Raw genomic sequence first — 25,071 nt, 5'->3', positions numbered from 1 at the left:
GATCGGCCGGCTTGCCGGCTGCAGAGCGTCCGACCCGGCAGCGCGGCGGCGAGATGGGCGGTCAATTGTGCGGCAGCACGTCGACCTTCAGAGCCGCCCATGGTGGCGCCGGTGGCCCGTAGGGCGGAGGTTTTGGGAACCCTGTCAGCTCAGACCTTCACCAAGGCGGCCGTCGCGTACATGAAGGCGACGCCGGCCGCCAGGCCACCCATGACCGGTGGTGTGAACCAGGCATCGAGGCCTTTCTGGTTGCTGCGCATCAGATAGGCGCCGACTTCGACGATGACCTGCAGGATGGCGCCGGCGCCGATGGCCAGCGCAAGAGCCGACCATTGCGGCGCATAGGCAAGGCTACCGAGCCACATGCCCACCACGGCAGGCCCGCCGGCGAGCAAGGTCAGGCCGACGAACGTCCACAGCGGCGGTCGCTGCTTCAGGATCGGTGCGGCAATGCCGATGCCTTCGGTGACGTTGTGCAAGGTGAAGCCGAGCACCAGGAAGGTTCCGAGGCTAGCCGAGCCGGCCGCGAAGGCGGCGCCGATGGCAAGACCTTCGCCGAGATTGTGAAGGCCGATGCCGAGCGCGATATAAGTGGCCAGCGCCAGCCCTGTCGGCGTGCCGCTTCGCCGTCCGATCGCCATCAGCACAAGGAAGCTGGCCAGACCCGCCAGCACCACCATCACCGGCCCCTGGAAGACGGCGGCGGCGGTCCCGACAAGGTCGAAGGATTCCTCGATCGTGTCGATCAGCAGGAAGGCCAGCAGTCCGATGGTCAGCGCCAGCAGGAAGTTCATGCCGCTTTGCCCGACACCGCGCAGCGCCGGATAGAACATGAGGCCGATGGCGACAGGCAGCACGCCGACGATGATGCCGACCAATCCCTGCAGCTTGAGCTGCCCGGCGGTGACGGTCGGCGTCGGAACGGCAACCTCGATCATATGCTCGAAGGTCACGCCCGTATTGGTGACGAGGTTGACCGTGTGGGTTTCGCCCAGAACCCAGGGGAAGGGCAGGTTGATCCACGCCGTGGAGGCGCGCGCGATGACGCCAGGCGGGTCCTGGGTGAATTGCCAGTAGGCGCCGTCGACCTGGACCTGGGCGATCGTCATCGGCTCGGAGCCGCCGCCTCGCACAAGCAGGTGAAGGCCGGACGTGTCGATCACGGTGCGCTCGAACGTCAGCTTCTCGACAGCGGGCGCGCCATTTGAAAATCCCTGCAGCGGATTGACGGCGAGGATCCACGCCACAGCGATGGCGAGCGCTGCCAGGGGCAGGCCGATCCACAGCCAATGGCTGCGCGGCCTTGCCGGCGAACCGGCTGCGACGACCTTGCTCATGCCAGCGCCTCCACCACGTCGAACATGCCCATCCAGCCGAGTTCGGTGAACTCGCTTTGATGCGCGTGGAACATGTAGAGCCCCGGTTCGTGCTCGGCGAAGGTGAATTCCAGGATGCCGCGCTGGGCCTGGCACTGGATGATCAGATCGACCGTTTTCAAGGTCGGCGTCAGCGTCGTGCCCTGATCGAAATAGTCGAAGAAGTTTCCGTGCAGGTGAAACGAGTTGATGAGATCGAATTCCAGCACATTGATGAGATAAATGCGCACCGGCTTGCCGCGCACGATGCGGATCGGCGTCTTGGCATAGGCGTGGGCAATGGTGTTGGCGGCGTAGAATTCGTTCTCTTCGTCGAAATTGGTGTCGAACCCGTTCATCACCATCACCAGCTCCTGCCAGCCGGCATTCTCGGGCGTGTCGAGCAGCCGCGACCGGGCGACATCCGCCTGGTCGGGATGGCGATCCGGGTCCGGGTCGATGACGAAGGCGCCGTACATGCCTTTGTGGATGTGCCTTTTCAGCGGCAAGGCATGGCAATGATAGAGATGGCAGCCAAACGGCCTGGCGTCGAATTCGTAGACGAACTCGCCACCCGGATCGACCAGCCCGGCGCCGGGAATTCCATCCATGCGGGCGGAATGAATGCCGTGGAAATGCATCGAGTGCGGATGCGAGCCATTGTTCTTGAAGACGACGCGAATGCGCTCGCCTTCCTTGGCGCGCAGCGCCGGACCGGGAACGCGGCCGTTATAGGTCCATGCCGGGAAGAACACGCCGGGCGCGATCTCGATCGTCTTGTCCTCGGCCGTGACCTCGAATGTCCTGAGCGAGCGTCCGTCGGGCAGCGACGAGACTGTCCCTCGCTCCCAGTCGGTCAATATCAGGCTCGGGTCAAAACCGTTGGCGGCGTTGTCGACCTCGCCGACGGTGACCATCGCGCCATGCGCATTCATGTGTTGAGCCGCAGCGTCGGCGGGAGCCGTCGCCGCCATGTCGTGACCGGCATGCGGAGCGGACTGAGCGCGCGCGCTGCGGGCCGCGATCGCCGTGCCGCCCACGGCGGCCAGACTTCCGGTCAAGATGGAACGTCGGCTTATCCTGTCACGCACCCACATCCCGACATCGACCATTCCAGATTGCCTCGCAAATTCCCACTTTGAACTGCGAGAATAGCGTTAGCTGTTAAATATAGCAACGGCTTAATTCCAGATCGCCGCCTCCCTGCTGACGCTGCTGCGTCTGAAGGCGGGAACTTGCTATCTCAGCTTGGCTGATTGGGCCAAGGACGAGAGCTGTTCGATCGTCCGAGCGGGGGAAGCCTTATCGCCGCGTGATTTCCCGGGCGATCGCGGCGGCCTGGATCCGGGCGTTGGCGAAACAGCCCTGAACGCTCGGCCGCATGCCGGTGAACCACAGGCCGGGCAGTTTCGGGTCCGATGTTCTGCCATTGAAAAGCGGAACCCCTTTTTCATCGAGGACCCCGAGCTTGCCGACCATTTGTTCGAGCCCGGTGCGATAGCCGGTCGCCGCGATGACGACATCGGGAAAGATCAGATTTCCGTTGCCCAGGATGACGCCGTCGCGGGTGAATTCCCGTATCGTCGGCACCACGACGATTCTGCCGGCCTTGATGGCGTTCACGGCGCCGTCGTCGGTTGCGATCGCCGTATAGTCGGCGGTCAGGCGGCTCGCCCCGCCCGAAGGCGCCGCCGGCAGGCCGAATTTCCTGAGGTCGCCGAAAACCAGCCGCTGCGTCGCCGCCATCACCGCATCGGCGAGCCTGAGCGGCAGGCGCGCCAGCAACGGCGACACCCTGTGGACGGCGATATGGCCGATGCGCTTGGGCAACAGCACGGGGCCATTGCGGGCCGACAGCCAGATCTGTGCGGCGTTCGCGTCTGCCAGGTGATTGAGCGTGTCGAAGCCCGAATTGCCGGCGCCGACAACCAGCACCCTTTTCCCCGCATAGTCCTGCACCGCGCCGAAATCCGCCGAATGGATGATCCGTCCGGCAAAGGCCTTCACGCCTTTCCATTCGGGGATGAAAGGCAGCCGGTCGCGCCCGGTGGCGACCACGACTTGGCGCGCCAGGCGCGGCCCGGCGCCGGTCCGCACCACCCAATGGCCGCCGTCGAATGCGATCTCCTCGACCGTGACGCCGAACTCGACCGGCAGCCGGTGCGTCTCGCTGAACTCGTTCAGATGGCGGATGACGGTGATTTTGTGCGGGAACGCGGGCGTACCGGCGGGAAAGGAAACACCAGGCAGCTCCGATAGATCGCGGTGCGAGTTAAGGTGCAACTGTTCGTGCCGCCGATACCAGGGCTCGGCCAGCCGGCTTTCCTTTTCCAGGATTATGGCCGGTACGCCGGCCTTGATCAGCGCCTGGGCGGCGGTCAGCCCGGCCGCGCCGGCGCCGATCACGATCGCGCCGGGAAAAATCGCTTCCTGGCCGGTTTGATCGGGCAATTCTCTCACGTTCATGCTTGTACCTGTCGCAGCCTGTACCTGTCGCCGACGGTCATAGCCGCGTTTGACGCGATAGTGTATCCGGCAGCTGGACGCTTGCGAAGTAACGCCACGGCGCCACTGTTGAAAGCCCATCGGCCTTGCCGCCGGCGCCATTGCACAGTAATGACTGGTCAAGGTGGCGCCGCCGCCTTGACGCAGCAATGAGGTGTTCATGTCCGCGCGCATTTTCAGCCCAGCCAAAACCGCGATGCAGTCCGGCAAGGCCAAGACCGGCCACTGGGTGCTGGAATTCGATCCCGAGATGCGCAAGAAGATCGACCCGCTGATGGGCTACACCACGTCGGGCGACATGAGAAGCCAGATCAGGCTGACCTTCGACACCAGGGAAGAAGCCGTGGCCTATGCCGAGAAGGAAGGGCTCGCCTTCCGCGTCGAGGAGCCGAAGGAAACCAAGCGCCGCCAGATTTCCTATGCGGAGAATTTCCGCTATGACCGCAGGACGCCCTGGACGCATTGACCGGCATCGCCGGCAGCCGCCCTGGCGCCAGAAAATCAGCCGGCACACGCGGCCGGCCAGCGGTCCCGTAGCTCAGCTGGATAGAGCACCGGCCTTCTAAGCCGATGGTCACAGGTTCGAATCCTGTCGGGATCGCCAGCATTTCCAAGATCCATTCCGGGCACAACATGCGTCCTCCAACTCATGGGCGACGGGCCTTTTTGCGCTCTGCAGTTGCGAGACCGGAACCACCGCAGCACGGCCGAAGCCAAACTTGCGTGATGTCTAATATGAGCGCAGAGTTCGAAGCGTTGACGGGGGAGAACGGCTCACAAAGAAAATTTGGAGGAAACACCATGAACAGCATGAGCCTCACCACGCTTGAACGCGGCAAGACCACGGTCGACGCCGCAGCCCTGGAGGCGCTTTCGGCGCAATTGCGCGGCACAATGCTTCAGCAGGGCGACGCCGCCTACGACCAAGCCCGTACCGTCTGGAATGCCACGGTCGACCGGCGACCAGGGCTGATTGTGTGTTGCGTCGGCGCTTCCGACGTCATCACCGCTGTGAATTTTGCCAGGGAAAACAGGCTTCTCGTATCCGCGCGCGGCGGCGGTCACAACATTGCCGGCAGCGCCGTCTGCGATGGCGGCCTGATGATCGATCTGTCGGCGATGAAGTCGGTGCGGGTCGATGTTGCGGCGCGGCGGGCATGGGTCGGGCCTGGTGCGACACTTGTCGATGTCGACAAGGAAACGCAGGCTTTCGGCCTCGCGGTGCCGACCGGCATCAACTCGACCACCGGCATAGCAGGCCTGACGCTGGGCGGCGGCTTCGGCTGGATCACCCGCAAATTCGGCCTGACCATCGACAATCTCGTTTCAGCCGATGTGGTCACCGCCGACGGCAAATTGCTGCGCGCCAGTTCGACCGAAAATCCGGATCTGTTCTGGGCGCTGCGCGGCGGCGGCGGCAATTTCGGCATTGTCACGGCGTTCGAATTCCAGCTTCACCAGCTCGGTCCGCAGGTCCTTTCGGGGCTTGTCGTCCATCCCTTCGCCGATGCCGAGAAGGTCCTGCGGGAGTATCGCAAGGTGGTCGAAACCGCGCCCGACGAACTGACCTGCTGGGTGGTGATGCGGCAGGCGCCGCCACTGCCGTTCCTGCCGGAAAAGTGGCATGGCAAGGAGGTGCTGGTGCTGGCCATGTGCTATTGCGGCGACATCCAGGCGGGCGAAAAGGCGACGCAGAAGCTTCGCGCCATCGGCAAGCCGATTGCTGACGTCGTCGGGCCCAACCCGTTCACCGGCTGGCAGCAGGCGTTCGATCCGCTGCTTGCGCCCGGCGCCCGCAACTATTGGAAGAGCCATGACTTCACCGAGCTTTCCGACGGCGCGATCGAGGTCACCACGGCGGCGATACCCGGGCTTCCGGGCCCCGAATGCGAGGTATTCTTCGCCCATATCGGCGGCGCGGCGGGCCGCGTCAAAGCGGACGCAACGGCGTTTCCGCAGCGCAGCTCGCATTTCGTCATGAATGTCCACGCCCGCTGGCGCGAACCGGAAATGGACAAGGCGTGCATCGACTGGGCTCGTGGTGTCTACGAGGCGACAAGGCCCTATGCCGCCGGCACGGCTTACGTGAACTTCATGCCCGAAGACGAAGTCGACCGTGTCGAGGCGGCCTATGGCGGCAACTATCGCCGGCTTCTGGAAATCAAGCAGCGCTATGACCCGCAGAACCTGTTCCGCATGAACCAGAACCTGCGGCCGAAACAAAGCCAGCGCGCCGCTTGAGGCGGGCAGCGCATGGATCCCGAACCGGAGATCCGCGCCAGCGAATATCGGAATCGATTTTGCTGCATTGACCTTCGGTTCGGGACGGGCCTGACCGCCATGTGCCTCAGAGATGCCCGAGCGATTGCAGGAGCAGAACGATTGAGAGAACAAGCAGGGCCAGGCCGTACAGCCGGTCGATCCACACTGCGTTCGGGCCGGCCAGCAGCTTTGCTGCCCGCGATCCGAGCATGGCGTAAAGCATCAGCACGAAGACATCGGCCGCTGCGATGATGATCGCCAGAACCGCGTATTGCATTGCGATCGGCTCGTCAGTGTCGACAAAGGGCGGCAGGACGGCGGGAAAAAACAGCCATGCTGCCGGGTTTGTGACCGCCACCACGAAGCAGCGAGCCATGAGTGCCGTTGTCGAATGAGCGTTGTCGGGAAAGCCTCGATCTATTGCATGTCGTGACGCGGTGGACGTGCGGAGCGCACCAATAGCGATGAAAAACAGATAGAAGGCACCCACTAACCTGACAGCTGAAAGGTAGAATTCCGAAGCCGCCAGAAGCACTCCGAAGCCGAGCGCCACCATGCAGATCAGGATGATGTCGGAGAGCACCACACCGGCCACGCCAAAGAAGGCGTGCCTGATCCCGTAGCGGGACCCGTTGGTGATGGCGAGCACGACATCCGGTCCTGGAACCGCCATCCCGAGCACCGATATGAACGCGAGCGTCACCAGCGGCAGGTTTTCCATGGCGCTGGATAAAGTGCCGGGCGCAACCCTTCCATGACACCCTTCACACAACGGTTGGGGTCGCGGGTCTCCGTATGAATCGAACGCGCTACGGCCGGATGGCTTCGTCTTAGTGCCCGGCGCGTTGCCTGGACACAACGCTGCGGATCGCCAGCACCAGCACGGTGATGATGATCAGGATCACCGAGAGGGCCGCGATGGCCGGGTCGATGTTGTCGCGCAGGCCCATCCACATCAGCCTGGGCAGGGTGATGGCGTTGACCGAGGTGATGAACAGGGTGACGCCGATCTCTTCCCAGGACAGCACGAAGGAGAGCAGGGCGGCAGTGACGATGCCGAACTTGATGTTGGGCATGATGATGCGGGTGGCGCGCTCCCACACCGTTGCCCCTAAGCCGCGCGCGGCGAGGTCGATGCGCCGGTCGAGTTGGCTGAGCGAGACCAGAATCAGCACCGTGGCGAAGGGCACCGTCATCACCGCATGCGCCATGGCGACGCCGAGCCATGTGTCGTAGCCGAAGAACGAGCTGGCGCCCGAAATCGAGGTCAACAGGAAGTAGAGCGTGATCGCCGAGACCACCGGCGGCACCACCATCGGCAACAGCACGAAACCGACCAGTGCCGCGGTGAAGCGCGGCTGGAACATCCACACGCCAAGGCTGAAGCACAGCGCCAGCACGGTGGAAAAGACGCTGCTGACGACACCGATCCTGACGCTGAGCAGGATCGCGTCGATCCAGCGCGGATCCTCGATCAGCGCCCGGTAGTGGCGCAGCGACAACTCGCCGGATGGCATCGCCAGCATCCGGCTCGGCGTCAGCGACACCGGGATGACGGCGAGCAGCGGCATCAGCAAAAACAGCGCGACGAGGGCGGCGATGATCAGCGAGGCGGGACCGGGGCGATAGGTCGGCATCAGATCAATTGCTTCGGTCTGACATAGCGGAACAGCAGCGCCATCAGCGCGCCGACGAACAGCACCAGCACGACGCTGATCGCCGCACCCAGGCCCCAGTCCGGGCTCTGGAAGATGCGGAGGTAGATCAGCTCGGCGACCATGACGCTGCGGCCGCCGCCGAGGATGGCCGGGGTGACGAAGAAGCCCAGCGAAAACACGAAGACGATGAGCGCCGAGCCGATGATGCCGGAGCGCGTCATCGGCACGAACACCGACCAGAAGGTGCGCATGCGGCTGGAGCCGAGTCCGCGCGCCGCCAGAAGCACGCGGTCGTCGAGGCTGCGCATGGCCGAAGCCAGCGGAAACACCGCGAAGGGAATGAGGAAATGCGTCATGCCGACGATGACGCCGAATTCGTTGCGCACCAGCGTCAGCGGTTCGGAGATGAAGCCGGTCGCCTGCAGCCAGGTGTTGATCAGGCCACGGTTGGAAAGCAGCGCCACCCAGCCGAAGGCGCGCGTCAGCACCGAGATCCAGAACGGCACCAGGATGCAGAACTCGGCGACCACGCGCTGCACCGGCGTGCCGCGCACCCAGACCACGGTAATGGCATAGGCACAGGTGACCGAAACCAGAGTGACGATTGCCGCGATGCGCAGCGTGCGGATGAACACCGAGTGCACCAGGTCGTCGGTGGCGAGCGCCTCATACTGGCCGAACCCAGGCGTCGGCAGCGTGAAGCTCCATTTGACGACGCCGAGGAACGGCCAGGCGTAGGCCAAGGCAAGAAACAGGAGCAGCGGCGCCATCAATAGCGCCGCGCCCATTCTGTCGGAGAGATATGCTCTCATTTCGCCCCTGATATCCCCGCCTTGTCAGGCGGAGATGATCTTCGTGTATTCGTCGAGCGCCGGCCCGTAGTTCTTGGCGTACCAGTCCATGTCGAGCGCGATCTGCTTCTTCATGTTCTCGGGATCGACCGGGTTGATGCGCTTCTTGTCGGCGGGGATCAGCGCGTCGGCGGCCGGATTGGCCGGGCCCTGGCCGAGCTTGTCGAACATGACCAGCTGCTTTTCCGGGTCCTGGGCGCTGGCGATGAACTTCATCGCCGCGTCCTTGCCGCCCGGATTGCCCTTGAGCACAGCGAGCGCGCCGGGCGAGATCAGGCCCTGGTCCCAGATGAACTTGATCTTGCCGCCGGAATCCTGCTCGATCAGCGAGGCGCGTGTCGACCAGACGATCGCCATCGAGGCCTCGCCATTGAGCAGCACGCTCTGGCTTTCGGCGCCGCCGCCCCAATAAGCGACGACATTTTCCTTGAAGGCGGCAATCTTGTCATGCGCGCGCTTGAGGTCGAGCGGGTAGAGCGAGGCCGGCGCGATGCCGTCGGCGAGCAGGGCCGCTTCCCAGCTCGACACGCCCCATTTGTAGAGCGAGCGCTTGCCTGGGAATTTCTTCACGTCGAAGAAATCGGCCATGCCGGTCGGCGCGTCCTTGCCATATTTCTCGGAATCATAGGCGATGACATAGGAGAAGAAATAGGTCGAGGCGGCATATTCCCAGCCAAAGCCCTCGCGCATCTTCTTCTTGTCGACGATGGCATAGTCGATCGGCTCCAGCGCGCCCTGGGCGCCGAGCGTGATCGCCGAAAACGGATCGACGTCGACCAGGTCCCAGGTCGGGGCGCCGCTCTTGAACTGCGCGGCGATCGCGCCTTCGGTCGGACCCGAGCCGTCCATCTTGACGGTGATGCCGGTGTCCTTGGTGAAGGCCTGGCCGTAGGCCGCATCATAAGCGGTGATGGCGTCGCCACCCCAGTTGACCAGCACCAGTTCCTTGGCCTGTGCAAACGCGCCGGTCGAGCGCAGCAGCATCGGCGTGCCAGCCAGCACCAGTGCCGCCAGCTGCGTGAACTGCCGGCGCGAGATCTCGCCGCGCACTGCCCTGGCGGACAGCGTCTCGATGGAGTGTTTCTTGGTTTCATTTGTCATGTCAGTTCCCCTTTTTCATTTGTCGTTCCGGTGGTTGGTGAGAATCCCGGAATCATTGCTCGAAGTTTCGTCACTCAGATCGTCATTGTCCTCCGTCCGGGAGGAGGAAACCCTTTTCAGCCGGCCAGGTCAGCCAGACGGAATTGCCCTTGCTGAGTGCGGCGGCGGCGACTTCGTTGGGCACCGAAACCGTCACCCTGGCGCCTTGACGCGTCGTCAGGTCGAGCCGCGTGGCGGCGCCGAGATAGGTCGAGGCGATTGCCGTTGCAGCGATGCCGTTCTCGCCCACCGCCGCTTCGCGCGCGATCGACATATATTCCGGCCGGATCGCCAGGATGGCATTGCTGCCGACGGCGTCGGCGCTGCCGCGCAGGCTGACGGCACGGTCTTCGCACAGCCCGATGGCGCCATTGTCGGCGTTACGCACGCCCTTCAGCGGCAGCATGTTGATCTCGCCCAGGAACTCGGCAACGAACCGATTGGCCGGCCGGTCATAGACCTCGTCCGGCGCACCGACCTGCAGCAATTTGCCGTGGTTGAAGATGGCGACGCGCGACGACAGCGCCAGCGCCTCGCTCTGGTCATGGGTGACGAAGACGAAAGTGGTGCCGGTTTCCTGGTGCAGCCGCTTCATCTCGGCCTGCATCTGGCCGCGCAGGCCCTTGTCCAGCGCCGAGAACGGCTCATCGAGCAACAGCACGCCCGGCTCGAACACCAGAGCACGGGCCAGCGCCACGCGCTGCTGCTGGCCGCCGGAAAGCTGCGCCGGCACTTTCTTCTCATGGCCGTTCAGCCCGACGCGTTCGATCATCTCGCCGACGCGACGCTTGATCTCGCCCGCCGATTTCTTGCGCACCTTGAGCGGGAAGGCGATGTTGGCCTCGACGCTCATATGCGGGAACAGCGCATAACCCTGGAACACCATGCCGGCGGCGCGCTGCTCGGCCGGCCGGTCGGTGATGTCGACGCCGTCGCTGTAGAGGCGGCCATCGCTCGGCTGCACGAAGCCGGCAAGGATCATCAGGAAGGTGGTTTTGCCCGAACCGGACGGCCCGAGCAGGGTCAGGAACTCGCCGCGGCCGATATCGAGCGTCAGATTGTCCAGCGCACGGAACGAGCCGAAGCTCTTGCCGATCCCGATTGCCTTGATCTCTGCGGCCCGGCCGGGTTGCTGCATCCTGCCTCTGTCCTCACTCGGTTTTGAAATCGTAGGGCAGGGCGTAGGCTCACCGCAACCGAATAGTTTTCGCCGGATCGGCAAATTTGATTCATCTATGGTGGTGGAGCGGGCCAATCTCCCCCCTCGAGGGGGAGATGTCGCCGCAGGCGACAGAGGGGGTCGTCTCGCGTGGAGCGGCGCCTCCTCCTTCTTCGAAGGATAGGTCGCGCCAGCCGAAGCGACCCCCCTCTGGCCTGCCGGCCATCTCCCCCGCAAGGGGGGAGATTAGCGCTCCTCAATACGGCCTGACCGGGTTCTCCGAAAGCTTCGACCGCAACCACCTGCCAAACGCCTCCAGCACCGGATGGCTCGTCTTGGCGTGCTCGGAGACCAAGAAATACGACCGCGGCGATTTGATCGCGATGTCGAACGGGCGCACCAGGCGGCCTTCGCTCAGCGCCCGGCGGCTGGTCAATTCGTCGCCCATGGCGATGCCCTGGCCGGCGATCGCCGCCGAAAACACCAGGTTCATGTCGGAGAAGAAGATACCGCCCTCGGTGTCGGGGTTCTCCACCTTGGACAGCGCCAGCCAGCGCGCCCAGTCCTCGGTGTCGCCGAGATGCAGCAGGTTGGCCCGCAGCACGTCGGCCGGCTTGGAAAAGCCGCCGATTTTGTTGAGCAGCGTCGGGCTGCACAGCGGCGTGAAGGAAATCTCGCACAGCAGTTCAACCGAGCGGTTCGGCCAGTTGCCGACGCCAAAGGCGATGAAGGCGTCGGCGTCGGCGTTGCTGACATCGTCGAGGCGTCGCGGCGTGAGGATGCGCAGCGCGACGTCCGGATACATCTGCCGGAACTCGCCGATATGGGTGCACAGGAACAGCGAGGCGAAGCCCGGCGTGCAGGAGACGCTGAATGAGCCACCGACACCGGTGCCGGCATGGCGCGTCACCGCATCGCCCAGCACCGTCAGCGCCTTGCGCACGTCGCTGGCGTAGCGCTGGCCGCGCGGCGTCAACGCCACGCCCTTGCCGATGCGCTCTAGCAGGTCGAAGCCGAGGTCGCGCTCGAGCAGGCGAAGCTGGTGGCTGACGGCGCTGCGGGTCAGATGCAGTTCGTCGGCGGCGCGCCAGACGCTACCGTGGCGGGCAAAACTGTCGAGGGCGCGCAGCGCTTGTGTCGAGGGAATTCTCAAGAGGTGAACCGAATTTGCACGAGCCGGGAAAACATATCACTTTTTGGCGAGCCGCTTCACTGCTTTCTTTTACGGATGGAGAACCCGGTGACGACCTCGGCGCAAGCGAGCGCGCTTGCCTGCATCGACGGCATCCAGCCGCTGCTGTCGGTGTGGACACGCACCATCTTCGACTTCGGCGAGACTGCCTGGCGCGAATACCAGTCCGCCGCCTGGTATGTCGAGCGGCTGAAGCTCGAAGGCTTTTCGGTCGAGGAAGGCTCCGGCGGCATGCCGACCGCCTTCTGCGCCCACTGGACCAACGGCCCCGGCCCGACCATCGGCATGTATGCCGAATATGACGCCGTGCCGGGTAACTGCCAGGATGCGGCGACGGTGGAGCGTCCGCGCACCGGCCTCGGCGTCCACGCCGGCGGCCACACCGATCCGCATTCCGGCCTTGGCATCGCCAGCCTCGGCGGGCTGCTCGCCACCAAGGAGGCGATGCAACAGCACGGCGTTGAGGGCACGCTGCGCTTCACCGGCGAGCCGGCGGAGAAGGTGCGGGGCTCGAAGCCGATCCATGCTGCCAAGGGCTACTACGATGGCCTCGCCGGAATGATCTCGTTCCACCCGTTCTACATGCTGCCGCTCTGCAACACGGCGCGCTGGGACACGCATTGCGGTGCCGCCTACGCGATGATCTATCGCTTCATCTGCGACCAGCCGGAGCGCTGGACGCGGACGGCGGGCGGCGCAGCACCCATTCCGCAGGCGCATTCGGCCGTGCGCGCGCCCGGCGCCAACGACGCGCTGATGATGATGTACATGGCCTCGAAAGTGCTGCGCGATTCCATGCTGCCGCATCAGGGCGGCTGGTCGATCAGCGAGGCGATCCTGACGGCCGGGCAGGCGACCGCCGACAATCTGCCGGCGGGGCTGGCCGAGATCCAGTATATGATCCGCGTGCCGACGCTTGCCATGGCCGAGCAGGTCACCGCCGTGCTCGACCGCAATGCGGAAGCCGCCGCCACGATGAGCGGTTGCCGCCATGAGCGGCACTGGGTGTCGAAGTCACGGCCGGGGCTCGCCAACCACGCCATGGCAGGCATTGCCTATGAGGCGCTGAAGACGGTCGGTCCGCCGCGCTGGGACGAGGACGCCAAGGAGGTCGCGCGCGAGATCCAGGTCAATGCCGGCCGTATGGCGAGCGACGAGCCGTTCATCGACGAGCTCGAGCGGTTGATCGAGCCGCAGGCGGCGGAAGCGATCCTGCGCCGCGACCTGCCGCCTTCGCAGCTCAATTCGACCTCCGACGACTACACGGACATGTCGTGGCATGCGCCGACGGCCCGCTTCTATGTCGCCCGCCCGGCGCTGCGCTCGGAGACTGGCTACCCCTATCCGTCCTGGGTGATGAATGCGCTGGGCGGCATCCCCGCCACCATCGACCCGATGGTCATCTGTGCGGCGAAGACGATTGCGCTGGCAGCCCTTCGCCTGTTGCAAGACAAGCCCGTCCGCGACGCCGCGATGGATGAATTCGTCAGCCGTACCGGCGGCGGTATCGGCGGCACGAACTGGCTTGCGCCGCTCTGCGACTACGAACCGCCGATTGGATTTCGCTGGCCGGAATATGTCACCACCCCGCGCGGACGCGACTGGTGGATACCGAGCAACCCATGACCCACAAACTGCCCTTCACGAGGAGAATCCCATGACCGTTCATGACCGCATCGTCGCCGAGCCATTTTCACTGCAGCGCCGCAACCCGGCCGGCGGCACCAAGCCGCTGACCGCCTGGGGCTTTGCCAACGAGACCGACGTGCTGACCGACGTGCTGCTCGGCTCGCCCAACTTCCTGCGCCACCTCTCGACCAGCTCGCTGTCGCGCAAGCATCTGCGCGAGGCGCCCTGCAACGTCCAGATCGCGCAGGCGCAGCATAAGGACCTGGTCGCCGCCTACGAGCATTTCGGCGTCAACATCCACTGGCACGAGCCGACGCCGGAGCTGCCGATGCAGGTCTACTCCCGCGATTCCAGCGTCATGACGCCGTATGGCGCCGTCATCACCGCCATGGCCAACTGGTGGCGGCGCGGCGAGAACTATGCCGCGATCCGCACTTACGAAAAACTCGGCATTCCGATCTACGACATGGTCACCGCCGGTACTTTTGAAGGCGGCGACTTCAACGTCATCGAGGACGGCGTCGTGCTGATCGGTTGCGGCGGCGCCCGCACGCAAGAAGAGGGCGCCCGCCAGGTGCAGGCCTGGTTCGATAGGGAAGGCTGGGAGACCCGCATCGCCTTCATCGACGAGTACTATGTCCATATCGACCTGATGGTGGTGCCGATCGCCGAAAAACTGACCGCCGTCTGCCTCGCCTGCACGGAGCCGGGCATCGTCGACTGGCTGAAAGGCAAGGGCCACGAGATCATCGACGTGCCGTTCCAGGACACGATGGCGCTCGGCTGCAACTTCATGTCGCTCGGCAAGGACAGGGTGATCGCGCCGACCTCCAGCCAGACGCTGATCGGCCAGCTCAAGGCGCGTGGCTTCGAGGTGGCGGCGGTCGACATGAGCGAGATCTCCAAGACCGGCGGCGGCATCCACTGCATGGCGCAGGCGCTGAAGCGCGAGCCGGCGTAAGGGGTTTTGGTGCGAGGCGTCGACCCATTGACATATGGGCTCGGCAGGCCAAACATGGCGGCATATTCGAGGAGAGACTCTGTGAAAAGAACCTACGAAAAGCCGACGCTGCTCAAGGCGGGCAAGCTCGGATCTCTTGCCGCCGCTGTGCCGTCAAAGGCGACTTGAGCGTCGGGTGATCTTCTCGCCTATGGCGGCCTGTTCCTGAGCGCACTGGTTGCCGCAACCATTCTACCGGCCCAGTCCGAAGGTGTCTTCGCGGCCTTGCTGCTGCGCGGCACCTACCAGCCATGGGCGCTCCTGGCCGCAGCCTCTGTCGGCAACGTCCTCGGGTCGGTTGTCAATTGGGGCCTTGGCCGCGGGCTTCTGCGATTTCAGTCTTACCGCTGGTTTCCTGTCACGCCCGCCCGGCTCGGTGAGGCGGCCGACTGGTATCGACGCTTTGGACGATGGTCATTGCTGGCCAGCTGGATGCCGGTGATCGGTGATCCGCTGACGCTGGCTGCCGGAGTGCTGAGAGAGCCGTTCTGGAGTTTTGTGGCCATTGTCACGGTCGCGAAAGTCGGCCGCTATCTCGTTTTGATGATGATCGTTTCGAAGTGGCTGTGAATCTGTTGCCGGTCTTGCGGTGCCTGACCACGGCTCAGGGTTCTCCTGATGAGCGGTCGCTGCATTGCTTGAACGGCACAGGCAAGCCAAAACCGCTGCGACAACAACCGCAGGGAGCAAACCAGAATCTGTCCACATGACCACGACGTCTTGACGCCGTGCCGCGTGGAAGTCGAGACAGACGGACAAGCCTCCGCACGCGGCCACGAAAGCCGCGTTCGTCGGCCTATATGCCAAGCATCTTCTTGGCTTCGTTGAGTGCGGCCTCCGATCCCGCATGATCGCCGGCGGCATGCAATTTCTCGCCTTGGGCACGTAGTTCTTTGACCTTGGTCATGTCGGCCTCCGCAAGGGTCGCGGACGGCAACGCCGCATCGATCGCGGCCATGGTGGTCGGGCATGAATTCGCAAAAGCGGCTGCTGGGATGACCGACAAGAAAAGCGCAAGTGAAATTGAACGCAACATGGCTGTTCCTCCCTGCCGGCACTCGAAATGCAAGCATCGACGGCCGGCACGTCAATAATACATCGCAGCGTCCGCTACGGCAATCATGCTGGAACTTCCATCTGGCCCGTGGCCGCAAAGTTAGAGCTGGTTCTGATGTCAGTGCCGGGCGTGTTCGCACTGGCTGTGGTCCGCCAGCACCTCGATGACGCGGCATTCGCCGACCTTTCCGTGCCGGCAGCCTTCGACCATGAGTTCCAGCTCGGCCTTCAATGCCGTGAGGCTGCGTATCCGTTGAACCACGTCGGCCAGCCGCGCCTGTGCAATCGTGTCGGCAGTTGCGCAGGGCTGGCTGGGATTGTCCTGCAACGTCAGCAGGGTGCGGATGGCTTCGATGTCGAACCCCAACTCGCGTGAATGGCGAATAAACGCCAGCCGGCGCAAATCGCTCGCCTCGTAGTGCCGGCGATTGCCGTCGCTGCGGTTCGGCGCAGGCAGCAAACCGATCTGCTCATAGTAGCGGATGGTCGGCACTTTCACCCCGCTCTGTCGGGCCGCTTCGCCAATCGGGACGCCGCTCATCATTTTTTGCTTGCTCCTCTAGTCGCTAGAGAATGTAGCGTGGCGCCAAAATGGTTCAAGGAGCAAGACGATGGCCGCAACTGCCGCGCAAACCCGTTACCGCGTCGAAGGCATGGATTGTGCCGGCTGCGCGACGAAAATCGATAGCGCCGTGCGGCGGATGCATGGCGTCGAGGATGTGAACGTCTCGGTCACGGCTGGTACCATGACCGTCAGGCACAGGGCGGAAAGTGACCTCGCCGCGATCGAAAAAAAGGTAATCGGCCTCGGCTATTCCGTGGCTCAGCTCAAGGGCGAGGCCGGACCAAATGCCAAGCCGGCCGGGCACGGCGCCAACGACGGTCATGACCACGCTGGCCACGACCATTCTGGCCATGACCACGCCGGCGCAGTCGAGGATGACCATGACGACGACATGGCGGGCCTGCACGGCCACGATCATGCGCCGGCCTCGGGTCCCTGGTGGAACAGCGCCAAGGGCCGCCTGACCATCGCCAGCGGTGTTGCGCTGGCCGCAGCATTTGCCTTGCACACCATCTGGCCAGCCACCGGCGTATGGGTTTTCATTGCCGCCATCCTGATCGGCCTGGTGCCGATTGCACGGCGGGCGGTGATGGCTGCGCTCGCCGGCATCCCCTTCACCATCGAAATGCTGATGACCATCGCGGCGGTCGGCGCCGTCATCATCGGCGCCGGTGAGGAAGCCGCCACCGTGGTCTTCCTGTTCCTGGTCGGCGAATTGCTGGAAGGAGTGGCCGCCGGCAAGGCGCGCTCCAGCATCCAGGCGCTGACCACGCTGGTGCCCAAGACGGCCTTGCTGGAGGAGAATGGCGCCACGCGCGAGGTTCCGGCTGAATCCCTTGGGGTAGGCGCCGTCATTCTGGTGCGGCCGGGCGATCGCATTCCAGCCGATGGCAGGATCATCGAGGGCGAAAGCGCCATCGATGAATCGCCGGTGTCGGGCGAAAGCGTGCCGGTGCGCAAGGGCGTCGACGCCGAATTGTTCGCCGGCACCATCAATGGCGACGGCGTGTTGCGCATCACCGTGACGGCGGCGGCGTCCGACAACACCATCGCCCGCATCGTCAAGCTGGTCGAGGAGGCGCAGGAGAGCAAGGCGCCGACGGAACGCTTCATCGACCGTTTCTCGCGCTGGTATACGCCCGCCGTCGTCGCCGTTGGGGCTCTGGTGGCCATCGTTCCGCCGCTGGCCTTCGGTGGCGACTGGAACGAATGGATCTACAAGGGCCTGGCGCTGCTGCTCATCGGCTGTCCCTGCGCTTTGGTCATCTCGGTGCCGGCGGCCATCGCGGCTTCGCTTTCGGCCGGCGCCAGGCGCGGTCTGCTGATGAAAGGGGGCGCGGTGCTGGAAGGCCTCGGCAAGGTCACCGCCGTGGCCCTCGACAAGACCGGAACGCTGACCGAAGGCAAGCCCGTGGTGACGGACGTCGTGGCGATCGGGATCAGCGAAAAGGAGGTTCTGTCGCTGGCCGCCGCGCTCGAAACCGGGTCGAGCCATCCGCTGGCGCTGGCCATTCTGCGAAAGGCCAAGGCTGACCGTGTGCCGGTGCCGCCGGCGGCGGAAGCCAAGGCGCTCGGCGGCAAAGGTGTCGTCGGCCGCGTCGGCGGCAAGAACGTGTTCCTGGGCTCGCCGATCGCTGCCGGCGAAAAGGCTGCGCTACCGGCCGATCAGGCAGCCCGCATCGCCGAACTCAACGATGAAGGCAAGTCGGTATCGGTGTTGCTGATCAGCGATGTGCTGGCCGGTTTCATCGCCATGCGCGACGAGCCTCGGCCGGATGCGCAGGCCGGGCTCAAGGCGCTGACCGATGCCGGCATCAGGACTGTCATGCTGACCGGCGACAACCAGCGCACGGCGGCGGCCATCGGCAAGCAGCTCGGCATCGAGGTGCGCGCGGAGCTGCTGCCTGAGGACAAGCAGCGCATTGTCGGCGAGTTGAAAGGGCAGGGGCTGACGGTCGCCAAGGTCGGCGACGGCATCAACGACGCGCCGGCGCTCGCCGCCGCCGACATCGGCATCGCCATGGGCGGCGGCACCGATGTCGCCCTGGAGACGGCAGATGCGGCGGTGCTGCATGGCCGCGTCGGAGACGTTGCTGCGATGATAAACCTGTCTCAGGCGACCATGGCTAACATCAAGCAGAACATCACCATGGCGCTGGGGCTGAAGGCGGTGTTCCTGGTGACGACCATCGTCGGCATTACCGGCCTGTGGCCCGCCATTCTGGCCGATACCGGGGCAACGGTGCTGGTGACGGCCAACGCCATGCGGCTGTTGCGCTGGAAGGGGACGTAAGGCCTGGCTCGGGCTGGCATACATATGCAATTTTGCTAATGAAATCAGCGGAACGTGCCTTGGCACCTGCCTCGGCCGCTTGACTCGGCCAGCAAAACCGGGCAGCAAAGTCGGAAATGGACAGCAATTTTGTGCGGTTCACGACCTTGGAGGGAGCTTTTTCGACATGACCGTCGCCCAATCGGCGGCCGGTAGAGGGATTGGTTAACCAACTTTGTCCATCTTTTGATTCAATCGGCAACAGACGCAAAGCGTGCAGGGGGCACCAGCGAACTGTATTCGTAACGGATGCGAGGACCGCAAGCCGGCAAGCCGATTGAGAGTGTTTGTATGGCGTTTGAGAGTGCGAAACCCCGGGGTGATAATCCTCAATCTGGATTGACTTCGATGAGACCCCGCCTGCGCTGGGTCGCTTTTCCTGCTGTTGGCATGACGATCGCCCTGTGGTCGGTGGCCACCTTGGCCGGTCTCTATTCAGTGGGAACCTCGCTGACCGCTGCTTCCAACGGCCTTCCGCCAAGCCTGATGGCGCCGCGCAGCATAGCGCTCGCCGATCCCCGCCGCACGCTTGCCAATTCGTGGGCGCCGCAACTGGTCGCCAGCCGGCAGCGTCAGGCGTCGCTGCTTCATCGATGCGATGCCGGCTGCGTGAACTCAGCCGCGAGCTTCGTGAATGAGGGCAAGATGGCGCGCCTCAATCCGGCGGTGGCCAGTGTTGCGCCAAATGCCGTTGCGCCAAATGCCGTTGCCCCCAATGCGGTTGCCCTTGTCACTGCCCACGACGCGCGTTTCGATAGCGTGGTGGCGAAAGCGAAACTGTCACCGCAAAAACTGGCCGCCGCCTTTGCCCGCGCCTCTTCCCATCCCGCTGGCGCACCTTTGATGCTTGCCAGTCTGCCGTCGGATGCTCGCTTCGCCGAGCCGGTGCTCATGCCGGACCAGCAGGGTCCGGCATCGGCGCGCTTCGGCCCGGAAGTCGCGGAAATCGAACGCTCTTCCCGCCTGGCATTGGCGCTGGCCAACGCCTTGCCGCTCCCATCATCACCGGAAGTGACCGCCGAAGGTGAGGTCCAGGTGGCGTCTCTGCCGCCGCAAGACGACATGGCCGACAGCATCCCGTTGCCGGGCCGGCGTCCGCAGGCGGAAATCGACCAGCCGCCCGAGGCGCCCAAAGCCCAGGCGCCCAAGGCCCAGTCGCCCAAAGTCCAGGCGTCCAAGGCACCCAAGGCCCAGGCCGCTAAGACCAAGGCGAGCAAGGCCCAGACGGCCGAGGCTCCGCCGGTCGAGCAATCGCGCACACTGTCGCCGCGGAGCTCGTCGCATGCGCCCTTGCCAGGCGTGCAAGTCGGTCAGGGCATACAAGCCAGCCAGGGCAAGCCGGCCAAGCCGGCCAAACCTGCCAAGCGGTCGAAGGCTCCAGATGCGGAGATGCTGGCCTATGCCAAGCCCGATATGCCTGAGCGTGGTTCAGGTGGGGCCTTCGGCAACCTGTTCACCAAGCCCAGCATGGGCGGCGGCGTCGCTGTCTACGACATCTCGGCCAAGACCGTCTATATGCCGGACGGCTCGCGGCTCGAAGCGCATTCGGGAATTGGCTCGATGGTCGACCAGCCGCGCTACGCCAACCGCAAGAATGTCGGCCCGACACCGCCCGGCACCTATGACTTGAAGCTGCGCGAATCGCGCTTCCACGGCGTCGAGGCGATCCGTCTCACCCCAACCAGCGGCAACAACAAATATGGCCGCGACGGCCTGCTCGCCCACTCCTACCTGCTGCGCGGCGGCCGTGCGGAATCCCATGGCTGCGTGGCCTTCAAGGACTATGCGCGCTTCCTAGCCGCCTACAAGAAGGGCAAGATCAAGCGCCTCGTCGTGGTGCCGCGCATGTCGAAAACGCTGACTCGCGTCGCCCAGGAGGGGCGAGGGGCCTAATGCATGTCGCCAAAAAGTGGCCCCGGTTTTGGGGCAACGACATGCATGACGCGCTTTAGAGCCACCTTGTCGGCCGGTCCTTACGGTTGCTTCAACTCTGCCAGCGCCCGCTCCAACGGCGCCGGCGAGATCTGGATCGGCCCCGTAAAAGGCACGTCCATATCCATGATCAGGTAGAGAGCCCCGGCAATCAGCGCCGCCGACAGCACGAAAGTGCCGACAATGACGGCGTTGCGCGGCGCCCGGTAGCCGAAGCTGGCGAAGATCAGCACCAGCCACGTAACCAGCATCAGGATCAGCGGCCCGGGGATCGTGCCCTCCGACTGCTCGATCAGAACCCAGCGCAGTTCGATCACTTTCCGGAAATGCTGGCGGGCGTCCTGCAGCAGGGCGGTGTGTTCGGCGTCCGGCGGCGTCAGCGCCGTCAGCCTGTTGCCGATTTCATTGAGCAGGAGTTCGGACAGCCTGTTGGCGACAACAGGCGTTTGCTGGCTGGGCGAGGTGGCGTCGACGACCCGTTGCACATAGGCAATCAGCGGCTGGCGTGCGCCGTCTGTCTCGGGGCCGTATTGCCTGAGGCTCCTGTCGAAAAGGATCAGCTCCGTCGCATAGGCGTGGATGTTGTGGTCGATGGATTCGAAAGTGTTCTTGGCCGAATTGATCATCAGGCCGAGCACCAGCGAGGTCATCACCACGAACAGATTGGCGACAAGCCGCACGACGGTGTTGGTATCGTCCTGGCGATGGTGGGACGGCAATCTGTCATAGATCGCCAGGCTGGCCAGTGATGCCGCGGCCAGGCAGACAAAAATCGCCATTCCAAGAACAGCCTCGCGCATGGCCGCCATTGTGCACGAGAAACAGGAATTGCCAACGGCGGCTCGTCGAGGTGCGGCGTCCGCCGAAGTCGCGGACGCGCGTGGCCTCCGAAGGACGGGGCGCCTGATTCATTCCGACAGGATGAGCCTCTATCTTCTTGTTTAGGCAGGATCTTTTCCCAACGCGCTTGAAAGCGCTTTCAATGCGGGCTGGTTGGAATTATGAGTGACCGGGATCGGGGCGGCTCCAGCTTCAAACAATCAAGAGGATGTTATGACAATACGCGCTGTCGTCTGGGGCGAGAACATCCACGAGCGGACCAACGAGGTGGTCGCCGGCATCTATCCCGAGGGTATGCACGCGACGATCGCCAACGCGCTGAAGGCCGACCCCGGCATTTCCGCGTCCTGGGCAACGCTGGAACAACCCGAACACGGCTTGCCGGAAAGCCGTCTGGCGGAGACCGATGTGCTGTTGTGGTGGGGCCACAAGGACCATGGCGCCGTCGCCGATGAGGTCGTCGAGCGCGTGGCGCGCCGGGTCTGGGAAGGCATGGGGCTGATCGTCCTCCATTCCGGCCATTTCTCAAAAATCTTCAAGAAGCTGATGGGCACGCCGTGTTCGCTGAAATGGCGCGAGGCCGGCGAGCGCGAGCGGCTCTGGGTGACCAGCCCGAGCCACCCGATCGCTGCCGGGGTCGGCGAATATTTCGAGCTCGAAAACGAGGAGATGTATGGCGAGCAATTCGCCGTGCCGGAGCCGCTGGAGACGGTTTTCATCTCGTGGTTCCAGGGTGGCGAGGTGTTCCGGTCCGGGCTGACCTATCGCCGCGGCGCCGGCAACATCTTCTATTTCAGGCCCGGCCACGAGACCTATCCGACCTATCACGACGCCACCGTGCAGAAGGTGCTGCGCAACGCCGTGAGCTGGGCGCACAACCCGCAGGGCTCGAATCCAGCCATCCTCGACGCCCCGAACGTGCCGGTGGAAAAAGCGCTCGAGCCGATCGTCGAGCGCGGCGGAAAACTTCATGCCGAAGGCGAAGCCGGTTATCGCTAGATGATCCCGAAGCTTCGGTTTTGGAAAAGGTCGAACAACAAGACAGAGCTCATCCCGCCAGAGGGTAAAAACATGCGACTTTTGATACTTGGCACTGGCTGGATGGCGCAGGAACATGCCAGGCAGTTCGGCAAGATACAGGGCGTCGAGATCGTTGCCGCCGTCGACGTCGACAAGAAGCGCGTCGATGAATTTGCCGACGGTTTCAACATTCCCAACCGCTTCACCTCGCTTGAGGATGCGCTCAAATGGGGTGAGTTCGACGCGGCGGCCAACGTGACGCCGGATCGCATCCACCATCCGACCACCATGGCGCTGATTGCCGCGGGCAAGCCGGTGCTGTGCGAAAAGCCGCTGGCCGAAAACTTCGAGAAAGCCAAGGAGATGGCCGACGCCGCCGAGCGCGCCGGCATCATCAACATGGTCAACCTGACCTATCGCAGCGTCGCCGCGCTGCAGAAGGCGCGCGCCATGGTGCTGGCCGGCGAGATCGGCCAGGTCAGGCATGTCGAGGCGTCCTATCTGCAGAGCTGGCTGGTTTCCAAATTCTGGGGCGACTGGCGCACCGATCCGAAATGGCTGTGGCGCCTGTCGCGCGGCCACGGCTCCAATGGCGTGCTGGGCGATGTCGGCATCCACATCCTCGACTTCGCCAGCTATGGCGCGGCGCTCAACATCGACTCGGTGTTCTGCCGACTGAAAGCCTTCGACAAGGCGCCCGGCAACCGGATCGGCGAGTACGATCTCGACGCCAATGACAGCTTCACCATGGCGCTGGATTTTTCGAATGGCGCCTTCGGTGTCGTCCACGCCACCCGCTGGGCGACCGGCCATCACAACGAGTTGGGCTTGCGCATCTATGGCGACAAGGGTGGCATCGAAGTCGTGCACAATCTGGAGGGTTCCGAGCTGAAGGCGTGCATCGGCGAAAACATCGAGACTGCCAAATGGCAGGTGCTCGATCCCGGCTCGGTGCCGACCAACTACCAGCGCTTTGCCGATGCGGTGCGCAGCGGCGTCCAGGCGGAGCCGTCGTTCCACCATGCCGCCGAACTGCAGAAGGTTCTCGACCTAGCCGTCGTCTCCGACGCGAAGAGGACCGAGCTCAGGGCCAGCGCCGACACGCAGTGAGGTCTTTCGAGGGGAGGAGCCAGCCATGGTCACGCGCCGCGCCGAATGTTCTTGCGGCCAGCTCTCAGCCGTCTGCTCGGGCGAGCCGGTACGCATCTCCGTGTGCCATTGCCTGGACTGCAAGCGGCGCACCGGTAGCGCCTTCAGCTACAATGTCCGGTTTGCGCAGGATGGCGTATCCGTCCACGGACGATCGGCGGAGTTCACGCGCATTGGCGAGCAGGGCGGCCGCGTCACCTATAGCTTCTGTCCGGATTGCGGCACCACCGTTCACTACCGGATCGACACGCAGCCCGGCGTGATCGCGATTCCCGTGGGCGCCTTCGCCGACCCGTCGTTCCCGCCGCCCTTCCAGTCCTTCTATCACGAAAGCCGGCGCTGCCAGTGGGTCGAGATCCGCACGGAGCCTCTGGCGACGTTGGGTTGAAGCCTATTCTCTGCTCTAGCTAACGCGGATCGGCATCATCAACGTAGTCCTTGACGCTGACTTTTATCATGTAGTGATCTGACAGGAATCGATCGTGCGACGTCAAATCGGACGATCTCATGACATACTGTCGCGTGTAGCGGAATTCCGGCCGGTTTGCCGCAACGAAGGCACGATCGAAGGGCGCCTCCTTATACTGGAGACTCCAGTAGGTAGCGCTGTCGTTGTTATTTAGATCAATAAATCCGCCGCTAACGAATGTCTCTATTGCAGGCTCAGCGTTGTCCAAAATGTTGGTGTCACCTATCAACACAAGCGTTGGATCAATTTCCTGTCTGATGTTGTTAATGGCAGCACAGAGAGTTACTGCTTCCTTACCGCGGACACGCCTGTTTTGAGTAACGCCACCGTAGTTTGACTTCATATGCAAGGGAACAAGGCCGAGCCTTCGCTGTTGCTCAAGCTGCTTCCATTCCCCATCAGCTGAACGTCTCCAGACCAAGATATCGGACGTGAAACTCAATAAATGTGGTCTACGATCCCAGAGCTTATCACCGTCGTCGGCATGGGATACTTCCAACGCTCTCACAGTGTCCAACGTGAGGCGTTTTGTATTCCACATCACAGCGCAAAGCTGTGATGTGTCTCCGTCCTGACGGTTCGGCACGATGTAATAGGCCCAAGGATCATCGAGATGCTCCTCAAGCAAGTAGCAAACAATGTCCAGGTCTGAATTCCTGCGGCTCGTTTGTGAGCGGCTGCCAATCACGGGTTGGTTTGGCGCCAATCGGACCTCCTCACCCTCAGGCGTCAGGTAAATCTCTTGTAGTGCGATTACGTCAATCCCGGACATTTCGATGTGATCCGCTAGCGCAAAAGCACTTTGCTTGCGGTCGGCGCGCGGCGATCCACCCAGATGTTCGATGTTCCAGCTAGCGATTTGCAGATAGCTCACGTTCCGTCCCCTCCAACTTATCTAGTACAGAATTTGAACCTTTTTCATTTCTCAGGCAAGTATTTTTATGAACTTATATTCAT

At 63.6% G+C, this 25,071-nt stretch carries 23 protein-coding genes and 1 tRNA gene; 11 read left to right on the top strand and 13 right to left on the bottom strand.

Going from position 1 to position 25,071, the window contains the following annotated elements:
* Window positions 1–149: 149 nt before the first annotated feature.
* The 3 genes from LHFGNBLO_RS28805 to LHFGNBLO_RS28795 all read right to left on the bottom strand — a co-directional run bounded on the left by LHFGNBLO_RS28805 (window position 150) and on the right by LHFGNBLO_RS28795 (window position 3,821).
* The gene (locus LHFGNBLO_RS28805; RefSeq protein WP_258602659.1) at window positions 150–1,337 is read right to left on the bottom strand and encodes a ZIP family metal transporter; all 1,188 of its coding nucleotides are present in this window, start codon (window positions 1,335–1,337) and stop codon (window positions 150–152) included.
* Window positions 1,334–2,467 (bottom strand): multicopper oxidase domain-containing protein, encoded by a 1,134-nt coding sequence (locus LHFGNBLO_RS28800; RefSeq protein ID WP_258602658.1) that lies wholly within the window; start codon window positions 2,465–2,467, stop codon window positions 1,334–1,336. Before LHFGNBLO_RS28800 ends, LHFGNBLO_RS28805 begins: the two co-directional genes overlap by 4 nt.
* 190 nt (window positions 2,468–2,657) lie before the next feature.
* Window positions 2,658–3,821 (bottom strand): flavin-containing monooxygenase, encoded by a 1,164-nt coding sequence (locus LHFGNBLO_RS28795; protein ID WP_258602657.1) that lies wholly within the window; start codon window positions 3,819–3,821, stop codon window positions 2,658–2,660.
* Between the two features lie 199 nt (window positions 3,822–4,020).
* On the opposite strand from LHFGNBLO_RS28795, the gene LHFGNBLO_RS28790 reads away from it, so the two are divergent.
* The 3 genes from LHFGNBLO_RS28790 to LHFGNBLO_RS28780 all read left to right on the top strand — a co-directional run bounded on the left by LHFGNBLO_RS28790 (window position 4,021) and on the right by LHFGNBLO_RS28780 (window position 6,101).
* Window positions 4,021–4,326 carry an ETC complex I subunit gene (locus LHFGNBLO_RS28790; protein WP_015318428.1) on the top strand — a complete coding sequence of 102 codons (306 nt, stop codon included), beginning with the start codon at window positions 4,021–4,023 and terminating at the stop codon, window positions 4,324–4,326.
* 61 nt (window positions 4,327–4,387) lie between these two features.
* Window positions 4,388–4,464, top strand: a tRNA-Arg gene (locus tag LHFGNBLO_RS28785).
* Window positions 4,465–4,661: 197 nt separating this feature from the next.
* Window positions 4,662–6,101 carry an FAD-binding oxidoreductase gene (locus tag LHFGNBLO_RS28780; protein WP_258602656.1) on the top strand — a complete coding sequence of 480 codons (1,440 nt, stop codon included), beginning with the start codon at window positions 4,662–4,664 and terminating at the stop codon, window positions 6,099–6,101.
* Between the two features lie 106 nt (window positions 6,102–6,207).
* Here LHFGNBLO_RS28780 and LHFGNBLO_RS28775 read toward each other — a convergent pair whose 3' ends face one another.
* From LHFGNBLO_RS28775 to LHFGNBLO_RS28750, 6 genes are all read right to left on the bottom strand, one after another.
* Complete coding sequence (locus LHFGNBLO_RS28775; RefSeq protein ID WP_258602655.1) at window positions 6,208–6,825, bottom strand: LysE family translocator; 618 nt, start codon at window positions 6,823–6,825, stop codon at window positions 6,208–6,210.
* Between the two features lie 127 nt (window positions 6,826–6,952).
* Window positions 6,953–7,759, bottom strand: coding sequence for an ABC transporter permease (locus tag LHFGNBLO_RS28770; RefSeq protein WP_258602654.1), 807 nt, complete (start codon window positions 7,757–7,759; stop codon window positions 6,953–6,955).
* Window positions 7,759–8,592: an ABC transporter permease gene (locus tag LHFGNBLO_RS28765; protein WP_258602653.1), complete on the bottom strand. Its 834-nt coding sequence runs from the start codon at window positions 8,590–8,592 to the stop codon at window positions 7,759–7,761. Before LHFGNBLO_RS28765 ends, LHFGNBLO_RS28770 begins: the two co-directional genes overlap by 1 nt.
* Before the next feature lie 24 nt (window positions 8,593–8,616).
* Window positions 8,617–9,732, bottom strand: a complete 1,116-nt coding sequence (locus LHFGNBLO_RS28760; RefSeq protein ID WP_258602652.1) for an ABC transporter substrate-binding protein — start codon at window positions 9,730–9,732, stop codon at window positions 8,617–8,619.
* 82 nt (window positions 9,733–9,814) lie between these two features.
* Window positions 9,815–10,909 carry an ABC transporter ATP-binding protein gene (locus LHFGNBLO_RS28755; RefSeq protein ID WP_258602651.1) on the bottom strand — a complete coding sequence of 365 codons (1,095 nt, stop codon included), beginning with the start codon at window positions 10,907–10,909 and terminating at the stop codon, window positions 9,815–9,817.
* 277 nt (window positions 10,910–11,186) lie between these two features.
* Complete coding sequence (locus LHFGNBLO_RS28750) at window positions 11,187–12,083, bottom strand: LysR substrate-binding domain-containing protein (RefSeq protein WP_258602650.1); 897 nt, start codon at window positions 12,081–12,083, stop codon at window positions 11,187–11,189.
* Between the two features lie 75 nt (window positions 12,084–12,158).
* On the opposite strand from LHFGNBLO_RS28750, the gene LHFGNBLO_RS28745 reads away from it, so the two are divergent.
* The 3 genes from LHFGNBLO_RS28745 to LHFGNBLO_RS28735 all read left to right on the top strand — a co-directional run bounded on the left by LHFGNBLO_RS28745 (window position 12,159) and on the right by LHFGNBLO_RS28735 (window position 15,321).
* Entirely contained in the window at window positions 12,159–13,748 is a 1,590-nt protein-coding gene (locus LHFGNBLO_RS28745; protein ID WP_258602649.1) for an amidohydrolase, read from the top strand.
* 31 nt (window positions 13,749–13,779) lie between these two features.
* Window positions 13,780–14,712, top strand: coding sequence for a dimethylarginine dimethylaminohydrolase family protein (locus tag LHFGNBLO_RS28740; protein ID WP_258602648.1), 933 nt, complete (start codon window positions 13,780–13,782; stop codon window positions 14,710–14,712).
* Between the two features lie 264 nt (window positions 14,713–14,976).
* Window positions 14,977–15,321, top strand: a complete 345-nt coding sequence (locus LHFGNBLO_RS28735; RefSeq protein WP_413774654.1) for a YqaA family protein — start codon at window positions 14,977–14,979, stop codon at window positions 15,319–15,321.
* A gap of 226 nt (window positions 15,322–15,547) precedes the next feature.
* Here the strand turns inward: LHFGNBLO_RS28735 and LHFGNBLO_RS28730 are convergent, their stop codons facing one another.
* Both LHFGNBLO_RS28730 and LHFGNBLO_RS28725 read right to left on the bottom strand, forming a co-directional pair.
* Window positions 15,548–15,787, bottom strand: a complete 240-nt coding sequence (locus LHFGNBLO_RS28730; RefSeq protein ID WP_258602647.1) for a hypothetical protein — start codon at window positions 15,785–15,787, stop codon at window positions 15,548–15,550.
* Window positions 15,788–15,925: 138 nt separating this feature from the next.
* Window positions 15,926–16,348 (bottom strand): MerR family transcriptional regulator, encoded by a 423-nt coding sequence (locus LHFGNBLO_RS28725; RefSeq protein WP_258609938.1) that lies wholly within the window; start codon window positions 16,346–16,348, stop codon window positions 15,926–15,928.
* A gap of 70 nt (window positions 16,349–16,418) precedes the next feature.
* On the opposite strand from LHFGNBLO_RS28725, the gene LHFGNBLO_RS28720 reads away from it, so the two are divergent.
* Both LHFGNBLO_RS28720 and LHFGNBLO_RS28715 read left to right on the top strand, forming a co-directional pair.
* Window positions 16,419–18,665, top strand: a complete 2,247-nt coding sequence (locus LHFGNBLO_RS28720; protein ID WP_258602646.1) for a heavy metal translocating P-type ATPase — start codon at window positions 16,419–16,421, stop codon at window positions 18,663–18,665.
* A gap of 387 nt (window positions 18,666–19,052) precedes the next feature.
* Window positions 19,053–20,597 (top strand): tlde1 domain-containing protein, encoded by a 1,545-nt coding sequence (locus LHFGNBLO_RS28715; RefSeq protein ID WP_258602645.1) that lies wholly within the window; start codon window positions 19,053–19,055, stop codon window positions 20,595–20,597.
* Window positions 20,598–20,677: 80 nt separating this feature from the next.
* Here the strand turns inward: LHFGNBLO_RS28715 and LHFGNBLO_RS28710 are convergent, their stop codons facing one another.
* A complete protein-coding gene (locus tag LHFGNBLO_RS28710; protein ID WP_258602644.1) occupies window positions 20,678–21,415 on the bottom strand; it encodes a DUF4239 domain-containing protein in 738 nt (245 codons plus the stop codon).
* A 274-nt stretch (window positions 21,416–21,689) separates the two neighbouring features.
* Here LHFGNBLO_RS28710 and LHFGNBLO_RS28705 point away from each other — a divergent pair, with 274 nt between their 5' ends.
* The 3 genes from LHFGNBLO_RS28705 to LHFGNBLO_RS28695 all read left to right on the top strand — a co-directional run bounded on the left by LHFGNBLO_RS28705 (window position 21,690) and on the right by LHFGNBLO_RS28695 (window position 24,033).
* The gene (locus tag LHFGNBLO_RS28705) at window positions 21,690–22,475 is read left to right on the top strand and encodes a ThuA domain-containing protein (RefSeq protein ID WP_258602643.1); all 786 of its coding nucleotides are present in this window, start codon (window positions 21,690–21,692) and stop codon (window positions 22,473–22,475) included.
* A 72-nt stretch (window positions 22,476–22,547) separates the two neighbouring features.
* Window positions 22,548–23,606 carry a Gfo/Idh/MocA family protein gene (locus LHFGNBLO_RS28700; protein ID WP_258602642.1) on the top strand — a complete coding sequence of 353 codons (1,059 nt, stop codon included), beginning with the start codon at window positions 22,548–22,550 and terminating at the stop codon, window positions 23,604–23,606.
* 25 nt (window positions 23,607–23,631) lie between these two features.
* Window positions 23,632–24,033: a GFA family protein gene (locus LHFGNBLO_RS28695; protein WP_258602641.1), complete on the top strand. Its 402-nt coding sequence runs from the start codon at window positions 23,632–23,634 to the stop codon at window positions 24,031–24,033.
* Between the two features lie 19 nt (window positions 24,034–24,052).
* Here the strand turns inward: LHFGNBLO_RS28695 and LHFGNBLO_RS28690 are convergent, their stop codons facing one another.
* Window positions 24,053–24,988, bottom strand: a complete 936-nt coding sequence (locus tag LHFGNBLO_RS28690; protein WP_258602640.1) for a hypothetical protein — start codon at window positions 24,986–24,988, stop codon at window positions 24,053–24,055.
* Window positions 24,989–25,071: the final 83 nt, after the last annotated feature.

It is taken from the genome of Mesorhizobium sp. AR10, assembly GCF_024746795.1.
In the GTDB taxonomy this organism is placed as follows: domain Bacteria; phylum Pseudomonadota; class Alphaproteobacteria; order Rhizobiales; family Rhizobiaceae; genus Mesorhizobium.
Note: the sequence above shows the minus strand (reverse complement) of the source record. Positions and strands in the feature narration are given on the sequence as shown.

Excerpts from the sequence above, each read along its gene's own strand:
- LHFGNBLO_RS28725 (WP_258609938.1), bottom strand. The coding sequence starts at position 16,348 with ATGAGCGGCGTCCCGATTGGCGAAGCGGCCCGACAGAGCGGGGTGAAA.
- LHFGNBLO_RS28765 (WP_258602653.1), bottom strand. The coding sequence starts at position 8,592 with ATGAGAGCATATCTCTCCGACAGAATGGGCGCGGCGCTATTGATGGCG.
- LHFGNBLO_RS28720 (WP_258602646.1), top strand. The coding sequence starts at position 16,419 with ATGGCCGCAACTGCCGCGCAAACCCGTTACCGCGTCGAAGGCATGGAT.
- LHFGNBLO_RS28745 (WP_258602649.1), top strand. The coding sequence starts at position 12,159 with ATGGAGAACCCGGTGACGACCTCGGCGCAAGCGAGCGCGCTTGCCTGC.
- LHFGNBLO_RS28755 (WP_258602651.1), bottom strand. The coding sequence starts at position 10,909 with ATGCAGCAACCCGGCCGGGCCGCAGAGATCAAGGCAATCGGGATCGGC.
- LHFGNBLO_RS28790 (WP_015318428.1), top strand. The coding sequence starts at position 4,021 with ATGTCCGCGCGCATTTTCAGCCCAGCCAAAACCGCGATGCAGTCCGGC.
- LHFGNBLO_RS28760 (WP_258602652.1), bottom strand. The coding sequence starts at position 9,732 with ATGACAAATGAAACCAAGAAACACTCCATCGAGACGCTGTCCGCCAGG.
- LHFGNBLO_RS28800 (WP_258602658.1), bottom strand. The coding sequence starts at position 2,467 with ATGGTCGATGTCGGGATGTGGGTGCGTGACAGGATAAGCCGACGTTCC.
- LHFGNBLO_RS28805 (WP_258602659.1), bottom strand. The coding sequence starts at position 1,337 with ATGAGCAAGGTCGTCGCAGCCGGTTCGCCGGCAAGGCCGCGCAGCCAT.
- LHFGNBLO_RS28795 (WP_258602657.1), bottom strand. The coding sequence starts at position 3,821 with ATGAACGTGAGAGAATTGCCCGATCAAACCGGCCAGGAAGCGATTTTT.
- LHFGNBLO_RS28695 (WP_258602641.1), top strand. The coding sequence starts at position 23,632 with ATGGTCACGCGCCGCGCCGAATGTTCTTGCGGCCAGCTCTCAGCCGTC.
- LHFGNBLO_RS28780 (WP_258602656.1), top strand. The coding sequence starts at position 4,662 with ATGAACAGCATGAGCCTCACCACGCTTGAACGCGGCAAGACCACGGTC.
- LHFGNBLO_RS28705 (WP_258602643.1), top strand. The coding sequence starts at position 21,690 with ATGACAATACGCGCTGTCGTCTGGGGCGAGAACATCCACGAGCGGACC.
- LHFGNBLO_RS28710 (WP_258602644.1), bottom strand. The coding sequence starts at position 21,415 with ATGGCGATTTTTGTCTGCCTGGCCGCGGCATCACTGGCCAGCCTGGCG.
- LHFGNBLO_RS28700 (WP_258602642.1), top strand. The coding sequence starts at position 22,548 with ATGCGACTTTTGATACTTGGCACTGGCTGGATGGCGCAGGAACATGCC.
- LHFGNBLO_RS28770 (WP_258602654.1), bottom strand. The coding sequence starts at position 7,759 with ATGCCGACCTATCGCCCCGGTCCCGCCTCGCTGATCATCGCCGCCCTC.
- LHFGNBLO_RS28740 (WP_258602648.1), top strand. The coding sequence starts at position 13,780 with ATGACCGTTCATGACCGCATCGTCGCCGAGCCATTTTCACTGCAGCGC.
- LHFGNBLO_RS28730 (WP_258602647.1), bottom strand. The coding sequence starts at position 15,787 with ATGTTGCGTTCAATTTCACTTGCGCTTTTCTTGTCGGTCATCCCAGCA.
- LHFGNBLO_RS28715 (WP_258602645.1), top strand. The coding sequence starts at position 19,053 with ATGAGACCCCGCCTGCGCTGGGTCGCTTTTCCTGCTGTTGGCATGACG.